The 16,840-nt window shown below is 32.2% G+C and carries 17 protein-coding genes and 1 other RNA gene; 11 read left to right on the top strand and 7 right to left on the bottom strand.

From position 1 onward, the window contains the following. Positions 1–17: 17 nt before the first annotated feature. The gene (locus FN795_RS11810) at positions 18–467 is read left to right on the top strand and encodes a nuclear transport factor 2 family protein (protein ID WP_142450795.1); all 450 of its coding nucleotides are present in this window, start codon (positions 18–20) and stop codon (positions 465–467) included. Between the two features lie 56 nt (positions 468–523). Continuing rightward, complete coding sequence (locus FN795_RS11805) at positions 524–1,003, top strand: cupin domain-containing protein (RefSeq protein WP_142450794.1); 480 nt, start codon at positions 524–526, stop codon at positions 1,001–1,003. Between the two features lie 57 nt (positions 1,004–1,060). Here the strand turns inward: FN795_RS11805 and FN795_RS11800 are convergent, their stop codons facing one another. Next, complete coding sequence (locus tag FN795_RS11800; protein WP_142450793.1) at positions 1,061–1,354, bottom strand: SH3 domain-containing protein; 294 nt, start codon at positions 1,352–1,354, stop codon at positions 1,061–1,063. Positions 1,355–1,479: 125 nt separating this feature from the next. On the opposite strand from FN795_RS11800, the gene rnpB reads away from it, so the two are divergent. Together rnpB and FN795_RS11790 are read left to right on the top strand one after the other, a co-directional pair. Next, positions 1,480–1,810, top strand: an RNA gene (gene rnpB, locus FN795_RS11795) — RNase P RNA component class A. A 31-nt stretch (positions 1,811–1,841) separates the two neighbouring features. Continuing rightward, positions 1,842–3,092 carry a cation:dicarboxylate symporter family transporter gene (locus tag FN795_RS11790; RefSeq protein ID WP_142450792.1) on the top strand — a complete coding sequence of 417 codons (1,251 nt, stop codon included), beginning with the start codon at positions 1,842–1,844 and terminating at the stop codon, positions 3,090–3,092. A gap of 78 nt (positions 3,093–3,170) precedes the next feature. Here the strand turns inward: FN795_RS11790 and FN795_RS11785 are convergent, their stop codons facing one another. Further along, positions 3,171–3,365 (bottom strand): hypothetical protein, encoded by a 195-nt coding sequence (locus FN795_RS11785; RefSeq protein ID WP_142450791.1) that lies wholly within the window; start codon positions 3,363–3,365, stop codon positions 3,171–3,173. Positions 3,366–3,545: 180 nt separating this feature from the next. Between FN795_RS11785 and FN795_RS11780 the strand changes: the two genes are divergently transcribed. After that, the gene (locus FN795_RS11780; protein WP_142450790.1) at positions 3,546–4,091 is read left to right on the top strand and encodes a hypothetical protein; all 546 of its coding nucleotides are present in this window, start codon (positions 3,546–3,548) and stop codon (positions 4,089–4,091) included. A 32-nt stretch (positions 4,092–4,123) separates the two neighbouring features. Here FN795_RS11780 and FN795_RS11775 read toward each other — a convergent pair whose 3' ends face one another. After that, positions 4,124–4,813 (bottom strand): response regulator transcription factor, encoded by a 690-nt coding sequence (locus FN795_RS11775; RefSeq protein WP_142450789.1) that lies wholly within the window; start codon positions 4,811–4,813, stop codon positions 4,124–4,126. 10 nt (positions 4,814–4,823) lie between these two features. Beyond that, on the bottom strand, positions 4,824–6,182 hold the full coding sequence (locus tag FN795_RS11770) for a sensor histidine kinase (RefSeq protein ID WP_142450788.1): 1,359 nt from the start codon (positions 6,180–6,182) through the stop codon (positions 4,824–4,826). Positions 6,183–6,318: 136 nt separating this feature from the next. Between FN795_RS11770 and FN795_RS11765 the strand changes: the two genes are divergently transcribed. Both FN795_RS11765 and FN795_RS11760 read left to right on the top strand, forming a co-directional pair. Beyond that, positions 6,319–8,436 (top strand): outer membrane beta-barrel family protein, encoded by a 2,118-nt coding sequence (locus FN795_RS11765; RefSeq protein ID WP_142450787.1) that lies wholly within the window; start codon positions 6,319–6,321, stop codon positions 8,434–8,436. 95 nt (positions 8,437–8,531) lie between these two features. Then, a complete protein-coding gene (locus FN795_RS11760) occupies positions 8,532–9,176 on the top strand; it encodes a hypothetical protein (RefSeq protein WP_142450786.1) in 645 nt (214 codons plus the stop codon). 63 nt (positions 9,177–9,239) lie between these two features. Here the strand turns inward: FN795_RS11760 and FN795_RS11755 are convergent, their stop codons facing one another. Both FN795_RS11755 and FN795_RS11750 read right to left on the bottom strand, forming a co-directional pair. Beyond that, the gene (locus FN795_RS11755) at positions 9,240–9,845 is read right to left on the bottom strand and encodes an RsmD family RNA methyltransferase (RefSeq protein ID WP_035650813.1); all 606 of its coding nucleotides are present in this window, start codon (positions 9,843–9,845) and stop codon (positions 9,240–9,242) included. Next, entirely contained in the window at positions 9,842–10,663 is an 822-nt protein-coding gene (locus FN795_RS11750; RefSeq protein ID WP_142450785.1) for a DUF3822 family protein, read from the bottom strand. Before FN795_RS11750 ends, FN795_RS11755 begins: the two co-directional genes overlap by 4 nt. 321 nt (positions 10,664–10,984) lie before the next feature. Here FN795_RS11750 and FN795_RS11745 point away from each other — a divergent pair, with 321 nt between their 5' ends. Both FN795_RS11745 and ygiD read left to right on the top strand, forming a co-directional pair. Next, entirely contained in the window at positions 10,985–12,394 is a 1,410-nt protein-coding gene (locus FN795_RS11745) for an ATP-dependent DNA helicase (protein ID WP_142450784.1), read from the top strand. Positions 12,395–12,506: 112 nt separating this feature from the next. Further along, a complete protein-coding gene (gene ygiD / locus FN795_RS11740) occupies positions 12,507–13,337 on the top strand; it encodes a 4,5-DOPA-extradiol-dioxygenase (protein ID WP_142450783.1) in 831 nt (276 codons plus the stop codon). 4 nt (positions 13,338–13,341) lie between these two features. Here the strand turns inward: ygiD and FN795_RS11735 are convergent, their stop codons facing one another. Then, entirely contained in the window at positions 13,342–14,670 is a 1,329-nt protein-coding gene (locus FN795_RS11735) for an outer membrane protein assembly factor BamB family protein (protein ID WP_142450782.1), read from the bottom strand. 421 nt (positions 14,671–15,091) lie between these two features. On the opposite strand from FN795_RS11735, the gene FN795_RS11730 reads away from it, so the two are divergent. Beyond that, positions 15,092–15,904, top strand: coding sequence for a class I SAM-dependent methyltransferase (locus tag FN795_RS11730; RefSeq protein ID WP_142450781.1), 813 nt, complete (start codon positions 15,092–15,094; stop codon positions 15,902–15,904). A gap of 143 nt (positions 15,905–16,047) precedes the next feature. Further along, positions 16,048–16,782, top strand: a complete 735-nt coding sequence (gene kdsB, locus FN795_RS11725) for a 3-deoxy-manno-octulosonate cytidylyltransferase (protein WP_142450780.1) — start codon at positions 16,048–16,050, stop codon at positions 16,780–16,782. The last annotated feature ends 58 nt before the right edge of the window (positions 16,783–16,840 follow it).

Here is a 16,840-nt window from a genome sequence, read left to right as displayed (position 1 = left end):
TCTAAACGCATTTTTATATGAAGAGACTTTTAATACTAATTGCAATTATATTTTATTCTTTTAAAATCCAGGCTCAAACTGCGCAGGATTCATTAGATATTAAGCGTGTAGCTTTGGCATATATCGAAGCGCAACATAATCCGAATCCTAAATTGATGGAAAGTGCTTTACATCCTAGAATGGTGAAAAGATCCGTTTTTAGAAATAAAGTCGCTCAAAAGGATTATATCTCAGAGTTTTTTGCTGAAAACATGGTTATTCTGGCAGAAACTTATAATGTGAAAGGCGATAAGTTTCCAAAGAATCCAAGAAAAGAAATTAAGTTATTAGATGTTTCTGCTAAAACAGCATCGGTTAAATTATTTGCTGATGCATGGATTGATTATATGCACATTGTGAAGGAAAATGGCGAATGGAAAATTATAAACGTGCTTTGGCAATATAATGACGTGACACAGCACGAATAGATAATTTTTATCTTTTATAGAAATAAAGTAAAAAGAGAAAATTAATAAAAAACGAAATGAAAAATCCAATAATAACCGTAGACGAAACACAAGGACATAAACTAAAAATTGCCGGAGGAAGTTACCGTATTGTCATTTCAGGAAAAGAAACGAATGGTGAATATGCTGTAATCGAAATGTCGGTTCCTCCTGGTGCTGGACCAAATCCGCACGCACATGCTGATTTTACAGAAACTTTTTTTGTGTTGGAAGGCGAGGTTACTTTTAAATCGGAATTAGGGATTTATGTTGCGAAGAAAAATGCTTTTGTCAATATTCCAAAAAGTGGAATTGTACATGGTTTTAAAAACCTGAGCAACGAATCTGCAAAATTATTATGTACAGTTACTCCCGCTGGTTTAGATGATTTGTTTGAAGAAATTGCAAGTTATATGGAAACTAATTCTTCAGATTCTGAAATTGAAAAGAAAGAAAAAATAAACTCCATTTTTGTAAAATACGGACAAGAAATGTTTCCGCCGGATTATTTGGATTAATGTTTTTTAGTTTTCAGTCTCAGATTAAAAAACTGAGACTGAAAACTAAATTAAAAACTACCTTCCCCTAATACTTAAATTGAATAAAAACTGTGCTGTTTCCTGATCTGAATCGGCTGAAAAGCCAGCAACATACACTCCTTTTTTGCCTGTAGTCGATTTAATTCCGTATACAACTGCCTCATCGCCCGGGTCTGATTCACCCTCGTATCGATACACATGAACAATTTCAAATTTCTCAGGATTCTTTTTAATCATGTCAGCATTTCGATTAAAATCGCACGTAAATCCTTTCTCATTCAATTGATCTAAAGCCTTTGAAACAGTTGCGTAATGATACATTCTTTTCATGATAACTGAATTTAAAAATTATGGAATTTTAAAGATAACTATTTTAAAATTAAAAAGTTATGATATAATTCATAAAATGGAAAATTTAAAAACATTATTCTTCACTCATAAAGTGTTACTTTTGCACCGCAGACCGCCTTATCGTCGCTCCGATTTTATCGGAGGGGAGGAAAGTCCGGACACCACAGAGAAGCATAGCGGGTAACACCCGTCGGTCTTAGAAATGAGGCAAGGACAAGTGCAACAGAAAGTATGTACAGGTAATGCTGTAGTGAAACCAGGTAAACTCTATGCGGTGAAATACCAAGTATATCAGCATTTAAGGGCTTCTCGTCCGTTGTTGAAGGGTAGGTAGCTTGAGTCCCGAAGCAATTCGGGATCTAGATAAATGATAAGGTATTGTCTTGTTGCAAAACGAGACAAAAACAGAATCCGGCTTATAGGTCTGCTTTTTTTATATATTTGTGAAACTTTCTAACTAATTTTCATGAATATTTCTACCCCAAATACTTCTTCAAAAAATAAAAAAAGTCTTTTTAAGACTATAATTACCAACCTTACTTTCTGGGTTTTGATTGCGATTATTGCCGGAATTTTGCTCGGACATTTTTCGCCTGAAAATGGAATTAAAATGGAAAAAGTTGGAAAAGGATTTATTGATCTTATCAAACTTTTTATTGGACCAATTATTTTCCTGACGATTGTTTTAGGAATTTCCGGAATGGGAAATTTAAAGAAAGTCGGCCGAATTGGCGTAAAAGCTTTAGGTTATTTTGAAGTCGTTTCGACTGTTGCTTTAGCAATTGGCGTTACAGTGGCGTATTTGTTTAAGCCGGGGAAAATCGACAAATCGGGATTGCAAATTGGCGATGCAAGCCAATATACAAATAGTTCAGCAGAGCATTTTTCGTGGTTACAGTTCTTCTTTTCTAATTTCACTTTGCAGGTTTTAGTCGCTGCAATTGTCTGCGGAATCGCTTTAAATTTTTATCAAAAAAGAGAACAAACGATTTTAGTTTTAGAACGAATTTCGAATGTTGTTTTTACAGGTTTAAAATATGTTATGTATCTGGCTCCAATTGGCGCTTTTGGCGGAATGGCATATACGATTGGCAAGTTTGGTTTAGCAACTTTGATTCCGCTTGGAAAATTGATGCTTTGCGTTTATCTGACAATGGCGCTGTTTGTTTTTTTGGTTTTAGGAAGTATTCTGAGATATTATAAAATTAGTATTCTTTCCATTTTAAAATATATAAAAGAAGAACTTCTACTAGTTCTTGGAACTTCATCTTCTGAAGCAGCTTTGCCAAGTATTATGGTAAAACTGGAAAAAATGGGCTGTAGTAAATCGGTCGTGGGATTGGTGATTCCGACAGGTTATTCTTTTAATCTTGATGGAACTTCAATTTATCTTTCGATGTCGGTGATATTTTTGGCGCAGCTGTATGATGTGCATTTGAGTTTTTTCGAAATCCTGACCGTAATAGGAATTTTGATGATTACGTCAAAAGGAGCTGCGGGCGTAACCGGAAGCGGTTTTATAGTTTTAGCGTCGACATTAACAGCACTTCATAAAATTCCGGTTGAAGGTTTGGCTTTTTTATTAGGCGTAGATAAATTTATGAGCGAAGCCAGAGCTATTACAAACTTAATTGGAAATACAGTTGCAACAATCATCATTTCAAAAACCGAAAGAGATTTTACAGAATTGAATTTGAATCCTGTTTCTGAACAATAATTTTTTTGATAAAGTTACAAAGTCGCAAAGAATTTAAAACTTTGCCCCTTTGTAACTTTGTCCCTTTGCCCTTAAAATTTAAGCTTCATCTTTAGTAGTTCGCACCAAACTTATGCCGGACGTGAAAAACACTATTCCCAATATGCCATAAATAATTAGAGATTTTATATCTCTGGTTCCTCCAGTTGTATCTGCAAAAATCATTGCTGTATAGATAAGTCCTATAATTCCGAGGATTGTCAATAATCCGCCGAATAATCTTTTTAGGTTCATGATTATTAGTTTTAAAGTTATATAACAAATTTATTCTTGTATTTGTTAAATGTTGTTATACAATTACTTATGGAAATTATATGATTTCAAGGGTTGTTTTTGTAAGAAATACTTTTTGTTTTTGATGGCTTCGTATTGATTAAATACTATTTTTACGCCCACTAATCGATAAACCATAATATGAAAAAAATTTACTTTTTTATGTTGCTTTTTGCCGCATCTAATGTTCATGCACAAGATGATGTACCAGTTTCAGTTGCAAAAAATCAATTTAAAATCAATGTAATACTATTGCCAGGTTTTGTATATGAGCATGGTTTTTCTGCAAAAAACACTTTATATTCTGAGGCAAGTTTAGTAACGGGTTATCGTCATAATGGCTGGTACGATGAATCTACTTGGTATTTTACGCCAAGAATTACGGAACAATTACGTCATTATTATAATTTAGAAAAAAGAGTAACCAAAGGAAAAAGAACCGCATATAATTCGGGAAATTTTATTGCTTTGAATGCTCATTATGATTTTCAATCAATTTCGACAAATAAATGGTTTGATGAAGAAGTTCCTTCTTTTACAATTGGCCCAGTTTGGGGAATCCAGCGTACTTATAAAGGAAAATTAAATATTGATTTACATATTGGAGCTGGAGTAAATATCGACCAATATGATACTGAATTTACACCAATTGCAAACTTTAGTTTAGGCTGGGTAATCGGAAAATAATTTTAATCATAAAATAGAAAAACCTTGATTCGTCAAGGTTTTTCTATTTTAAATTCCAATCCAATATTTCGAACACTTTCAATTTTGATTTTTGGATCAGAATTAAAATATTTTCTTAATCGGCTGATGAAAACATCCATGCTTCGCCCCGAGAAATAATCATCTTTTTTCCAGACTGACATTAAAATTTGGTCTCTTTTTAATAACTGATTATGATTTAGATACAGGTATTCTATAAGAGAAGCTTCTTTCTCTGTGAGTTGTTGAACGTGATTTTTATTATTGAGTGTTAAACGTTCGTTATCAAAAATATAAGAACCGATTTCAATAATATTATTTCCTTCCAGACTTCTTTTTTGCTCAATTCTCTTTAATATATTTTGCAGACGGAGAACTAGTTCGTCGACTTCAAAAGGTTTTGCGATATAATCATCTGCTCCAAGTTTTAATCCAATGATTTTGTCTTCTTTTAATTTTCTCGCAGTTAGAAAAATAAATGGAATTTCGGGATTGATGGCGACTATTTTTTCTGCCAATGAAAATCCGTCCAGTTTGGGCATCATCACATCAAGAACGCAAATATCAAAAGTTTGGTTTTTAAAATAATCTAAAGCTATTTCGCCATTTTCTGCCCAGATTACTTCAAACTGATGCAATTCTAAATATTGTTTTAAAATCGCAGCAAAATCAAAATCGTCTTCGGCCAAAAGTAATTTTTTCAAAATAAGGTAATTAAACTTTTAATAAAATAGTAAACTGAGCTCCTTTCCCTAAATCACTAATCACACTAACAGTTCCCTGATGCGCTTTTACGATTTGATCAACATAATAAAGTCCTAAACCTAAACCTTTTGTATTGTGAAGGTTTCCTTGTTCTACGCGATAAAATTTCTCAAAAAGCAGTGATTGTTTGTTTTTGGCAATGCCAATTCCATCATCTTCAAAAATAATTGATAATTGTTTTTCGACTATTCTCGTTTTAACGGTAATGGTTTTGGAACCATATTTTACAGCATTTTCCAAGACATTTAGAAACGCAGTTGTTAAATGAAATTTATCTAAAATTAAAACAGTTTTCTGTGTTTGAAAATCTGTTTTAAGATTGATTTTCGGAAATGTAATTTTAAAATCGTTTACAATCGAAAGCAGAAAGTCTTCGGTTTCAATTTTTTCTTTTTTCAGTTCAATTTCATTTTCTGCCAATGAATTTGCCATAACCTGATCAATCAAATTTTGAAGTCGATTGTTTTGACGCGAAATTGTATTTACAATTGAATTGAAATTTTCGTCGTTGTCACGAATGCTTTTTTGTTCTAAAATCTTTGTAGAGATTCCTAAAGTTGCCAATGGCGTTTTAAGTTCGTGTGTAATATTATTGATAAAATCCGTTTTGACATCGCTGACTTTTTTCTGCTTAATCAAAGCTTTAATCGCAATCACAAAAAGACTGATAATCGTAGCAATCGAAAACAAAGACAAAATCAAAATAAAGGTCATTCGTCTTAAAATAATCATTTCCCAATCAATTACCGAAACGTACATTGAATCTTCTGTCAATAATTGATAATTCTGATTTTCAAAGCTTCCGTTTGTAGTTCCAACATAACTTCGAACCAAAAAAGCATGATTCAGAGAAGCCAGATTTCCGTATAATTTATTTTCAATAAAAGGTTTTTCAGAGAAAATTGTATCGGCTTTTTTGGCGTTTTTGTAGAGAATAAATTTGTTGAGAACAATCGCAAAATCAATTTTGAAATTAGGCAAATCCCGTTCAAATTTTCGTTGAATTTTTTGCGTTAAAGCATCTTTATATTCATTTTCTAAAATTCCGGTTTTAACAACTGATTTGCTGTTTTTTCCAACAATATAATTTTCAGATAAACTTTTGTAAAGTGCTTCTTTTTTAGAAACCAATACCGAATCAATATCACTGTAATTATTAGTGATTTGAGCAATTTCATTCTTAATCTGAGTATGAAACTGCGCCACTTTATAATCGTAAGTAGTTTTTACCAAATAACATTGGACAGTCGTCAAAACAATAAATGCGACGACAGAAAAAGCTATTAATAAATTGATTCTTTGTTTCATACCAATCTTAAATCTGTTCCAAAAATAATGCTTTTGAGCAACAAAAAAGAGATTAACCGCGCATTAACCTTCAATTAACTTTCGGAATTATTTTTTCAAATCATTTTTGCAGGATTACAAACCAATATTTTTTAAGATGAATTTTATTTATGTGCCTGTAAAAATCTTTTTGATTATTTTTCTTTTTCTTCTTACATTATTTGCGAATGCTCAAAATGAAAATTCAAAAGACTCAATTTCAAATCATTTGAAAGAAGTCGTCATCAGTAGAAATAAAAAAACGTTTACCAACTCAAACGGAAATATAAAAGTTGATGTTGCGAATTCAATTTACAATGCAATTCCGAATCCGGTTGATTTGCTCGCAAAATTGCCAGCGGTGCAAGTGAGTTCAGATCGGGAAAAAATAACGGTTGTTGGTAAAGGAAGTCCGCTGATTTACATCGACAATCAAAAAGTAACTATGAATGATCTGAATGTTTTGGCTGTCGCCGATATTAAAACCATAGAAATCATTCAAAATCCATCTTCAAAATATGAAGCTGAAGGCCGCGCCGTGATTTTAATTACCAGAAAATTTAGCAAAAAAGACAGTTTTAGAACTGAAATTTCTGAAACGGCTTCTTTTAAAAAGAACTTCAATAACTACTTAGGATTTAACTCCAGTTTCAAAAAAAATAAGATTGAGTGGAAAGCTAATTTTAATTACAACCGCTTGAATCCGTGGGAGAATCATAGTATTGATTATCAAATTCCAAATGCAAATATTGCTTCTGTATATGATGTTTCGGCCAATACAAAAAGAAAGCAATTTGTTTTTGGAGGCGGTTTCTTTTTTAAAATAAACGATGAAGATTATTTTTCGTTTAATGTAAGCAGCAAACTGCAAAGTGATTCTTTTCCGATTAATACAATCACGAATAATAAAAATAAAGATGAAGTAAATAATGTTGTAACGTATAGTGATAATGATGGGCAAAAGAATTTTGTAAACTCATTTTTGAATTATTCTGAGAAAATAAAAGCTATTGATACACAGTTTTTTAGCGGATTTCAATATTCTGATTTTAATCAGACATCATGGAGTCAGGTGCAAAATAACTTTAATGAAACAGAATTTGAATTGGCGCAAAACAGAAATCAGAAATTTAAAGTAAATGTCTTTTCAGGAAGAATTGATTTGGAGAAAAAGTTCAAAAACGAAATGAAATTGGAAGTTGGCGGACTCTACTCATCGGCAAAGTCAAAATCAGATATTGATATTTATGACTACAAAACAAACGAAAACGAAATAAGTCATTACGATTTTAAAGAACAGAATTTGGCAGCTTATAGCCAGTTTACTGGAAAGGTTAAAAAAGTCAATTTCTCAGTTGGATTCAGAGTTGAAAACACAAACGTAAATGGAAAATTTAAAACCGATTTATTGCCTTTAATTGATAAAAATTACACCAACTTTTTCCCAAAAGCACAGCTTACTTATGCAATTGATAGTACAAAAAGTCTTAGTATTAATTACGCAAAAAGCATTTCGAGACCTAATTATTCTTCATTAAGTCAAGGTGCAACATACATTAATCCGTATTTTTTGTATTCGAGAAATGTTTTTCTTGACCCAACTATTATTAATGAAATTTCGACTTCTTTTCAATATCATGATAAATCGGTAAAACTGAGTTATTATCAAAATAAAAATCCGGTTTACAATAGTTTCTTTTTCGACAATGAACAAAATATCATGACTTTTAAAGATGTGAACTTTGATAAAGAATGGGGATTAAACCTTGATTTTGAAGTGCCTTTTACTTATAAATTTTGGACAATGAATAACTCCGTGATTTTTATTCTGGAAAAAATTGAAGATGCATCGGCGGTATTTTTATCTTCAAAACCTTATTTGTATTTCTATTCTAATAATGAATTCAAGCTTCCAAAAGATTATAATATAATGATTGGTTGGTGGGGTGCTACAACGCAATATAAAGGTGTTTTTGAACGAAATCCTAGATTTGTTTTTGATATGGCGCTGTCAAAGAAGTTTTTTAAAAAATGGAATTGTACTTTGAGCTGGAATAATGTCTTTAAAAATGTAATTGAAAAAGAAGAATTTACGATCAACAATATTAGTTCAAAAGCAAGATATGTGGTTGATGCTCATGAAGTTTCGATTGCAATTAAATATTCTTTCGGAAAAATAAAAGAAAGCCAGTTCAAAGAAAAAAATATTGATGAAAACGAAAATAGAGTCCGATAAAAACTAAAAATATTTTTAAGCTTATTCTTACCTATTTTAAAAAAAAGTAACGTTCTTTAGATCGTAATTAAAAGAATAGAAATCTAATAAAGAATATGAAAAAAAGAATATTGACTGTTTTGTTTTTATTGAGTTTTGTTTTTGCTAACGCTCAGATTGTTAAGCCTTTTGTTGGTGCTGGAATTTATCTGCATTCTGATTTTGAAAATTCAGGCTTTTTAAGTTTGAGATCTGGAGCTGAATTTAATGTGAGTAAATACATAAAACCTGAAATCGAAATTAGCGGTTTGTTAGGAAGTCTGGAATCTAGCAGTAAGCTTGATGCAAATAATGTCATGATTGCTGAAATTAGAAGGTCGGTATCTGCGGTTAATTTTAGTTTTTGTCCAAAAATTATTTTGGGAAATGAATTGGTTTCTTATTTTGAAATTCTTCCTAAATATTCCATTTCGACTATTGAAGCACATAAAAATTCATATAATTATACGAACGGCAATTTTACTTCCAGCAAAATGGAAATTGCAAAAGAATGGAGTCAGTCTTTTGGTATTGGAATTGGCTATACTTTTAGTTTTTCTGATGAATATTCAGATTCAATGAGTCTTATTTTAGATCTTCAGAATGTCGATCTCGGAAAACCATTAAATAAATTAAGTCCGAATGCCAATCGGGTAGATACAAAATGGACGATCGGTTTAGGTATTAACTATTATATTAATTTGAAAAAGAAGAAAGTTTAAAAGCTGAAATAAAACAAAAATCCCTTGAAATTTCAAGGGATTTTTTTATGCTAAAAACGAAAATTATCCTTCGTCTTCTTCAGTAATTTTTATTGGAGAATCACCCGGAAGTTCTTCATCATCGTCGGTTGAGTTTAATTCGAAGAAACTGAAAAAAGAACCGCCATAACTTTTCTGAAAAGAAAAATTACTCAAATGATCAAGCTTCGTATATTTTGAATGCTCAATGATCATCATTCCGTCTTCATGAAGCAAATCTCTTTCAAAAACAGTTAGTACAATTTTTTCAAAAGTTGCCTGATCGAGTCCGTAAGGAGGATCGGCAAAAACAATATCATAAGAAGTTTTGCAGCTTTCCAAAAATTTAAAAACATCACTTTTTGTTGCAGCAATATCAAAGTCATATTCTGACGAAACCTGTTTGATGAATTTTACACATCCAAAATCACCATCGACAGAGGTAATTGGTGCACTTCCGCGTGACGCGAATTCATAACTGATATTTCCAGTTCCTGAAAATAGATCTAAAACCTTTAAGCTGTCAAAACTAAAATGATTGTTCAAAACATTGAATAATGCTTCTTTGCTCATATCAGTTGTTGGTCTTACAGGAAGGTTTTTTGGTGGAGAAATTCGACGCCCTTTGTGTTTTCCTGAAATAATTCTCATGATTGGAATAAAATATAATGTTTTTGATTTTCTTTTAAAGAGAAGCTGTTTTTTTGCTGTAACGTGCTTACATCCAGAAAGGATATATTACGAATGTATTTATACGCGATGGCATAAAACGGATCGTTTTGGTCTATCGTGCCTAATAATTCGAGAGGAAAAATTTCCGGATTTAAATTCGATTGTTCGGCAGTAAATAGTAGGTAATATAGAAAATCTTCAGGGGTTTGATATTCAAATGAATTGAAAAAAAGAAGTTTCTGGTTTTGAACCACAATAACTTCAAAATGACCAGGATTAAAATTGACCACCATTTTCTTTTCGTCATTGTTTCTTGAATTGTCCAGAATTTTTTCGACCAAAATACTATTGGCATGTTTGTAATCAAATGATCCAACATTATCAATCAAAAAATTATTGATATTCACATACGGAATATAAACTGAATTCATTTGATAATTTGAAATTTGATCAAACGTAAAAAAGTCTGTTTCAAAAACTTTTGTATTGTATTGTAGATAACTTCCAAGATATTCCTCATCAAACAAAGCTTCAGGAACAAAAGTCGAAAGGTTATTGGTATGAATCACCATTACTTCGTCGTAAATGTCCTTTAATTCAGAATTATTTTTGAAAGCCTCGCTAAACAGATCTTCAATTTTACTGGTTTTGCCTGACGTATCAAACTTTATTTCTTTATAGGTTGTAATGATATTATTTAAAGTGTCAAAACAACAAAATGAAAATCCAGTCAGAGAAACCTGAATAGAAAGTTTTTTGTAATTTTTGGAAGTAATGTTAATATTTTGTAATGACATATCTGATTTACAAATCGTTACCTGTTTTTGAATCAAGAAAGAATTTAAGCGACCACAAACTTACAAATAAAATAAATAACAATGTCAATTTCAATTTTAATGAAAATGACAAAATAAAAATGCAATTTCAAAAATTAATGTTACAATAAAGTTAGCAAAGTATTATTATTGTGTTTATTATGAGGTGTTTAAGTGATGTCGGTGGATTTTAAATTTCAGACCTTGTTTTTAAATTTTGATATTGATATTGAATTTTTCGATTCGCTATTTAGATTGTAATTGCCATTAAAAAAGACGAACTTTGTATTCCAATTTTACCCTATGAATTCAACATTGTTTTACAGCGTTTTACAAAAAAGATTTCCTTTTGCACCCACATACAAACAAGATATTTTTTTTCAGAAAATCGCAATTTTTTTAACTGAACCTAAAAACGATACGATTTTTGTACTGAAAGGATATGCCGGAACCGGAAAAACAACGGTGATTTCAACGATTGTAAATAATCTTGGAGAGATTAATAAAAAATTTGTTTTGCTTGCGCCAACAGGACGTGCAGCAAAAGTGATTTCGAATTACTCCAATACAGCAGCATTTACGATTCATAAAAAAATATATTTTCCTAAAAAATCATCGGGCGGAGGAGTGGCTTTTACAAAACAAGTCAATAAACATAAAAATACCATTTTTATAGTCGATGAAGCTTCGATGATTTCAGACAGCACGCTTGACAGCGGATCACTTCTGGATGATTTAATCAATTATGTATATTCGGGAAGCAATTGCAAAATGATTCTTTTAGGAGATACGGCTCAGCTTCCTCCCGTGAATTTAGATATTTCTCCGGCACTTGATATTCAGACATTAGGTGTTCATTACGATAAAGAAATTGAGCATATCGAGTTAGATGAAGTTATGCGTCAGGAAGAAAATTCTGGAATTTTATTTAATGCGACAGAACTGCGTGAGTTGCTGAAAGAAAGTTTTATTACAGAATTTAAATTCAATGTAAAAAAGTTCAAAGATATTGTTCGATTGACAGATGGATACGACATTCAGGATGCTATAAATTCGGCTTACAGCAATTATAGTATTGAAGACACGGCTTTTATTGTTCGTTCGAATAAAAGAGCAAACCAGTATAACGAGCAAATCAGAAGCCGAATTTTATTTAAGGAAAGTGAACTTTCGGTTGGCGATTTTTTGATGGTTGTCAAAAACAATTATTTCTGGCTGAAAGAAACAGATGAAGCCGGATTTATTGCCAATGGCGATATTATTGAAGTTCTGGAGATGTTCGGAATCAAAGAATTATACGGATTTACTTTTGCGAAAGTAAAAATCAGAATGGTCGATTATCCGGATCAGAAACCTTTTGAAACGGTTTTGATTTTAGATACCATAAAAAGCGAATCTCCGTCGTTAACGTATGAAGAATCAAATCGTTTGTACGAAGAAGTAATGAAAGATTACGAAGACGAACCAACAAAATACAAGAGATTTCAAAAAGTAAAAGAAAACGAATATTTCAATGGTCTTCAGGTGAAATTCTCCTACGCAATCACGTGTCACAAATCGCAGGGAGGACAATGGAATACGGTTTTTATTGAACAGCCATACTTACCGGACGGAATTGATCGTGATTATATCAGATGGCTTTATACCGCTATGACACGTGCCAAAAATAAGTTATATTTGATAGGATTTAAAGACGAGAGTTTTGAGGAATAGTTTTATTAGCCACGAATTCACGAATTAAATTAATCGGAATGCTTAAAATAAAATTCGTGAATTGCTTCGCCTGTTTGCTTTTGCTCGGGTCGTGGCGGAAAAAATCTAAACAATGACAACACTAAACGATTTACATTCGATTTCATCAATGTTTTCGAATACAGATAAAATGCCGGTTCTTTTTTTAGGACATGGAAGTCCAATGAATGCCATTGAAGAAAATCAATTTGTAGCTGGTTTTCGAAATTTGGCCAAAACTTTACCGCAGCCAAATGCAATTTTATGTGTTTCGGCGCATTGGTTTACCAAAGGAACAAAAGTTACTTCTATGGAAATGCCAAGAACCATTCATGATTTTGGGGGTTTTCCGCAAGCGCTTTTTGACGTGCAATATCCGGCAAAAGGAAGCCCGGAATTAGCAGTTGAAACTAAAAAAATATTAGATCCAGTTCAGGTCGAATTAGACGAACATTGGGGCTTGGATCATGGCGCGTGGAGTGTTATTAAACATTTATATCCAAATGCCGATGTTCCGGTGATTCAGTTGAGTATTGATTATACAAAATCAGGGCAATACCATTTTGAATTGGCGCAGAAATTACAAGCCTTGCGTTACAAAGGCGTTTTGATAATCGGAAGCGGGAATATTGTCCATAATCTTCGTTTGGTCGATTTCAGGAATTTTGACAAAGACAATTACGGTTACGACTGGGCAATTGAAGCCAGAGAAACTGTAAATAATTATTTATTAGATGGGAATTTTCAGCCGCTGATTGATTTTGAAAAAATGAATAAAGCAGTTCAAGTTGCAATTCCAACTCCGGATCATTATTTACCGCTTTTGTATACTTTAGGTCTAAAAGATAAAACTGATGAATTGGAACTTTTTAACGATAAATTATTAGCAGGTTCTTTGAGTATGACCTCAGTAAAAATAATGTAAAGTTTTATTCTTTTTTTAAATTATAGGCATATAAATAACCATCAGTGCTTCCAAAATAAATCGTATTGTTGCTTATAAATGGCGACGAAACAATTGGTCCTAATTTGTAAAATTCATCCATTACTTTTTGGTTTTCGGCATAAACAGATAAATCGGCTTGTTTGGAAACGTATGTAAAATCAAGATGATTATTATTTAGAATTTCAGGAGCATATTTTTTTCTATTTTCAGTACTTACAAAAGCTGATTCTTTTCCGTTTGAAAGCAAGTTTAAAGCGAAAAAATTACCGCTAAAATCTCCAAAATAAGCCGTGTTTCCTGATATTGCTGGTGAAGAATAAATATAGCCGTTTCCTTTAAATCTGTATTTTTCCTGACCTGTTTTTGAATCAAGGGCTAATAAAGCATAAGTGTCAGAAGTTCCAACGTAAAGTGTATTATCCTGAACAATAGCCGAGCTCAAAATCCAGGAATTCTCTGCATTGTATTTCCATACTAATTTTCCGGTTTCTGTATCAAGCGCAAACAAAAAAGGGTCTCTGGCGCCAAAATAAACTAATCCATCTGCAACAACAGCAGAAGCTTGGATACCTTTAAATCCAGTTTTAACTTCAGTTGAAAAATGCCATTTCTCTTTTCCGGTTTTGCAGTCTAAAGCGTAGAAAATTCCGTCCCAACCTCCAAAATATAATTTGTCTTTTGCAATAACTGGTGTACTGTGAATTGGTTCATTGGTTTTGAAATTCCATTTTAAAGTACCGTTTTTTGAGTCGACAGCGTACATATTTCCATCACTACTTCCAAAAATGACTAAAGCAGTATTTTTGTCTTTATAAATAACGGGCGATGACAAATAAAAATCCCATAAATCGTCCATTAGCATCTCGCTTGGCTTCATTCCCCACATTCCAATTTCTTGGTACCAATGTTCGCCTTTGGTTTTAAACTTCCAGATTGCTTTGCCGGTTGTTGCATTTACGGCATAATAATACCCGTCGAAACTTCCAAAATAAACAATATTATTATCGATGCTAGCCGAACTATGAACTGCGCCATTGGTTTTAAATTTCCAGTTTATTTTTCCTGATTTTTCATTGATGCAGTATAAAAAACCGTCTTCACTTCCTATATAAATTGCTCCGTTTTTAACAATTGGCGAGGAAAAGATTTTGCCATCTGTTTTAAATTTCCATTTTAAATCACCCAATGGGCGATAACCTTTTTCATCAAAAATTCGATTTGTAAATGCATTGATGGATTTATTCTGGGAAAAAGTATTGGTAGTAAAAATTAAAAAGAAATAGAGCAGGATAGAAGTAAAGGTTCTTTTCATGTTTTTTACATAAAAATAAAAAGATTCTAAGAAATTAAATAGCAATGCTTTAATGAAAATGTTATAAAAATATTTTAGAAAGCTCTTTGTGTATAGTATAGTTGTTTTTACATGGAAATAGCAGAAGAACACCTCAAAGTTTTCTAATCGTTTTACATTTATGCAATAATGGTCTAAAGTTATAATCTACACAATTTGTTTAAAAAATAAATTTGATGAGATAGTAAAATGTTTTGTCTAAATTTGTTTATTTTTACATAAGTAATTGTTTATCAGTTGGTTGTTTGATTTGTGTCTTCTTTTTGAGTAGTTTTTTAAATGCCTTTTGTGATTAACTGGTGATAATTAAAAAAAGGATAGAAGATGTTTACAAATTAAGTAAAAGTGCGGAATCAGCACTATAATCACTGATGAAATTAAGATGAATCCAAACAAAGCATTATGGGAAAAAGGCGATTTTACGCGCGTTGCAGAATCTATGAGAGAAAGTGGTGCGGAATTGGTTGCTAAAATTGGAATTAAAGAAAATACTAACGTTTTAGATCTCGGCTGTGGAGATGGTACTACCGCAATACCTTCGGCAAAATTAGGAGCCAATGTTTTAGGTGTTGACATAGCAAGAAATTTAGTTGAAGCTGGCAATCTTCGAGCAAAAAAGGAAGGATTGGTTAATATTGAATTTAAAGAAGGTGACGCAACCGATTTGAATGAATTGAAAAATCAATCTTACGATGTTACGATGAGTATTTTTGGGGCAATGTTTGCTCCAAAACCTTTTGATGTTGCTAAAGAAATGGTTCGTGTTACACGACCTGGAGGTAAAATTATTATGGGTAATTGGATACCGGGAGATCCAACGTTGGTTGCACAAATCTTGAAGATTAGCTCTGAATTTACACCACCGCCTCCTGAAGGTTTTGTAAGCCCGATGCTTTGGGGTATTGAGGATAACGTAATCGAAAGATTTACAAATGCGGGTGTTCCTAAAGAAAATATTTCTTTTGAGAGAGAGACCTTTACATTTAAAGCAGCATTCCCACCTTCGGAGTGGCTAGATCGATTGAAGAATTATTATGGTCCAACTATGAATGCTTTTGAAGCTGCTGAACAAAATGGGAAAACTTCGGATTTGTATGCTAAACTTGAAGGATTAGTTAATAGCCAAAACCAAAGTAATGACGAAAATTCTACATTAATTCCCGCAACTTATCTTCATGTTACAGTTTTGGTTTAATATTCTTGAACATGATTTTCATCCTTTTAAGAAATAGAAAAACAGAAAATTTAAAAGTAATTTTTGCATATTTGCAAACACTTAAAACCAGTGAAAATTAAATTACTAAATTTTGAGTTTTTTAAACTCAGTAAAATATAAGAATGAAAATAATAGCGGTAATTCCAGCCAGATATGCTTCAACACGTTTTCCTGCAAAACTAATGCAGGATTTAGGTGGAAAAACAGTAATTCTAAGAACCTACGAAGCAGCAGTTTCTACAAAATTATTTGCTGATGTTTTTGTTGTAACCGATTCGGATTTGATTTTTGACGAAATAGTTTCCAACGGTGGAAAAGCAATTATGAGCATCAAAGAACACGAATCAGGAAGTGATAGAATCGCCGAAGCAATTGCTAATCTTGATGTTGATATTGTGGTAAATGTTCAGGGAGACGAGCCTTTTACAGAAGCAGAGCCTTTAGCGCAGGTTTTATCTGTTTTTAAAAATGATCCAGATAAAAAAGTTGATCTTGCTTCATTAATGCGTGAAATCACAAACGAAGACGAAATCAATAACCCTAATAATGTAAAAGTAGTCGTTGATCAATCACAGTTTGCTTTGTACTTTTCTCGTTCTGTAATTCCGTATCCGAGAGAGAAAAATGTTGGGGTGAGATATTTTCAACACATCGGAATTTATGCTTTTAGAAAACAGGCTTTATTGGATTTTTACAGCCTTCCAATGAAATCTTTAGAAGCTTCTGAAAAGTTAGAGCAACTTCGTTATTTAGAATTTGGAAAACGTATTAAAATGGTCGAAACTACTCATGTTGGAATTGGAATTGATACGGCTGAGGATTTAGAGAAGGCGAGAATGATGCTTAAAGATATTTAATTAATTTGAATAACATTACCCAGAATCTTGTCATTCCTCGGAATGACAAACGTTAGGG

The sequence above is a fragment of the Flavobacterium resistens genome, from assembly GCF_900182645.1.
Classification (GTDB): Bacteria; Bacteroidota; Bacteroidia; order Flavobacteriales; family Flavobacteriaceae; genus Flavobacterium; species Flavobacterium resistens.
This window is presented reverse-complemented; position numbering and strand designations above follow the sequence as displayed.

What these genes read in the sequence shown, in the direction of transcription:
- FN795_RS11755 (WP_035650813.1), bottom strand. Translation starts at nt 9,845, where the DNA reads ATGAGAATTATTTCAGGAAAACACAAAGGGCGTCGAATTTCTCCACCA.
- FN795_RS11730 (WP_142450781.1), top strand. Translation starts at nt 15,092, where the DNA reads ATGAATCCAAACAAAGCATTATGGGAAAAAGGCGATTTTACGCGCGTT.
- FN795_RS11785 (WP_142450791.1), bottom strand. Translation starts at nt 3,365, where the DNA reads ATGAACCTAAAAAGATTATTCGGCGGATTATTGACAATCCTCGGAATT.
- FN795_RS11770 (WP_142450788.1), bottom strand. Translation starts at nt 6,182, where the DNA reads ATGAAACAAAGAATCAATTTATTAATAGCTTTTTCTGTCGTCGCATTT.
- FN795_RS11790 (WP_142450792.1), top strand. Translation starts at nt 1,842, where the DNA reads ATGAATATTTCTACCCCAAATACTTCTTCAAAAAATAAAAAAAGTCTT.
- FN795_RS11800 (WP_142450793.1), bottom strand. Translation starts at nt 1,354, where the DNA reads ATGAAAAGAATGTATCATTACGCAACTGTTTCAAAGGCTTTAGATCAA.
- FN795_RS11735 (WP_142450782.1), bottom strand. Translation starts at nt 14,670, where the DNA reads ATGAAAAGAACCTTTACTTCTATCCTGCTCTATTTCTTTTTAATTTTT.
- FN795_RS11745 (WP_142450784.1), top strand. Translation starts at nt 10,985, where the DNA reads ATGAATTCAACATTGTTTTACAGCGTTTTACAAAAAAGATTTCCTTTT.
- FN795_RS11765 (WP_142450787.1), top strand. Translation starts at nt 6,319, where the DNA reads ATGAATTTTATTTATGTGCCTGTAAAAATCTTTTTGATTATTTTTCTT.
- FN795_RS11750 (WP_142450785.1), bottom strand. Translation starts at nt 10,663, where the DNA reads ATGTCATTACAAAATATTAACATTACTTCCAAAAATTACAAAAAACTT.
- FN795_RS11760 (WP_142450786.1), top strand. Translation starts at nt 8,532, where the DNA reads ATGAAAAAAAGAATATTGACTGTTTTGTTTTTATTGAGTTTTGTTTTT.
- FN795_RS11780 (WP_142450790.1), top strand. Translation starts at nt 3,546, where the DNA reads ATGAAAAAAATTTACTTTTTTATGTTGCTTTTTGCCGCATCTAATGTT.
- kdsB (WP_142450780.1), top strand. Translation starts at nt 16,048, where the DNA reads ATGAAAATAATAGCGGTAATTCCAGCCAGATATGCTTCAACACGTTTT.
- FN795_RS11805 (WP_142450794.1), top strand. Translation starts at nt 524, where the DNA reads ATGAAAAATCCAATAATAACCGTAGACGAAACACAAGGACATAAACTA.
- FN795_RS11810 (WP_142450795.1), top strand. Translation starts at nt 18, where the DNA reads ATGAAGAGACTTTTAATACTAATTGCAATTATATTTTATTCTTTTAAA.
- ygiD (WP_142450783.1), top strand. Translation starts at nt 12,507, where the DNA reads ATGACAACACTAAACGATTTACATTCGATTTCATCAATGTTTTCGAAT.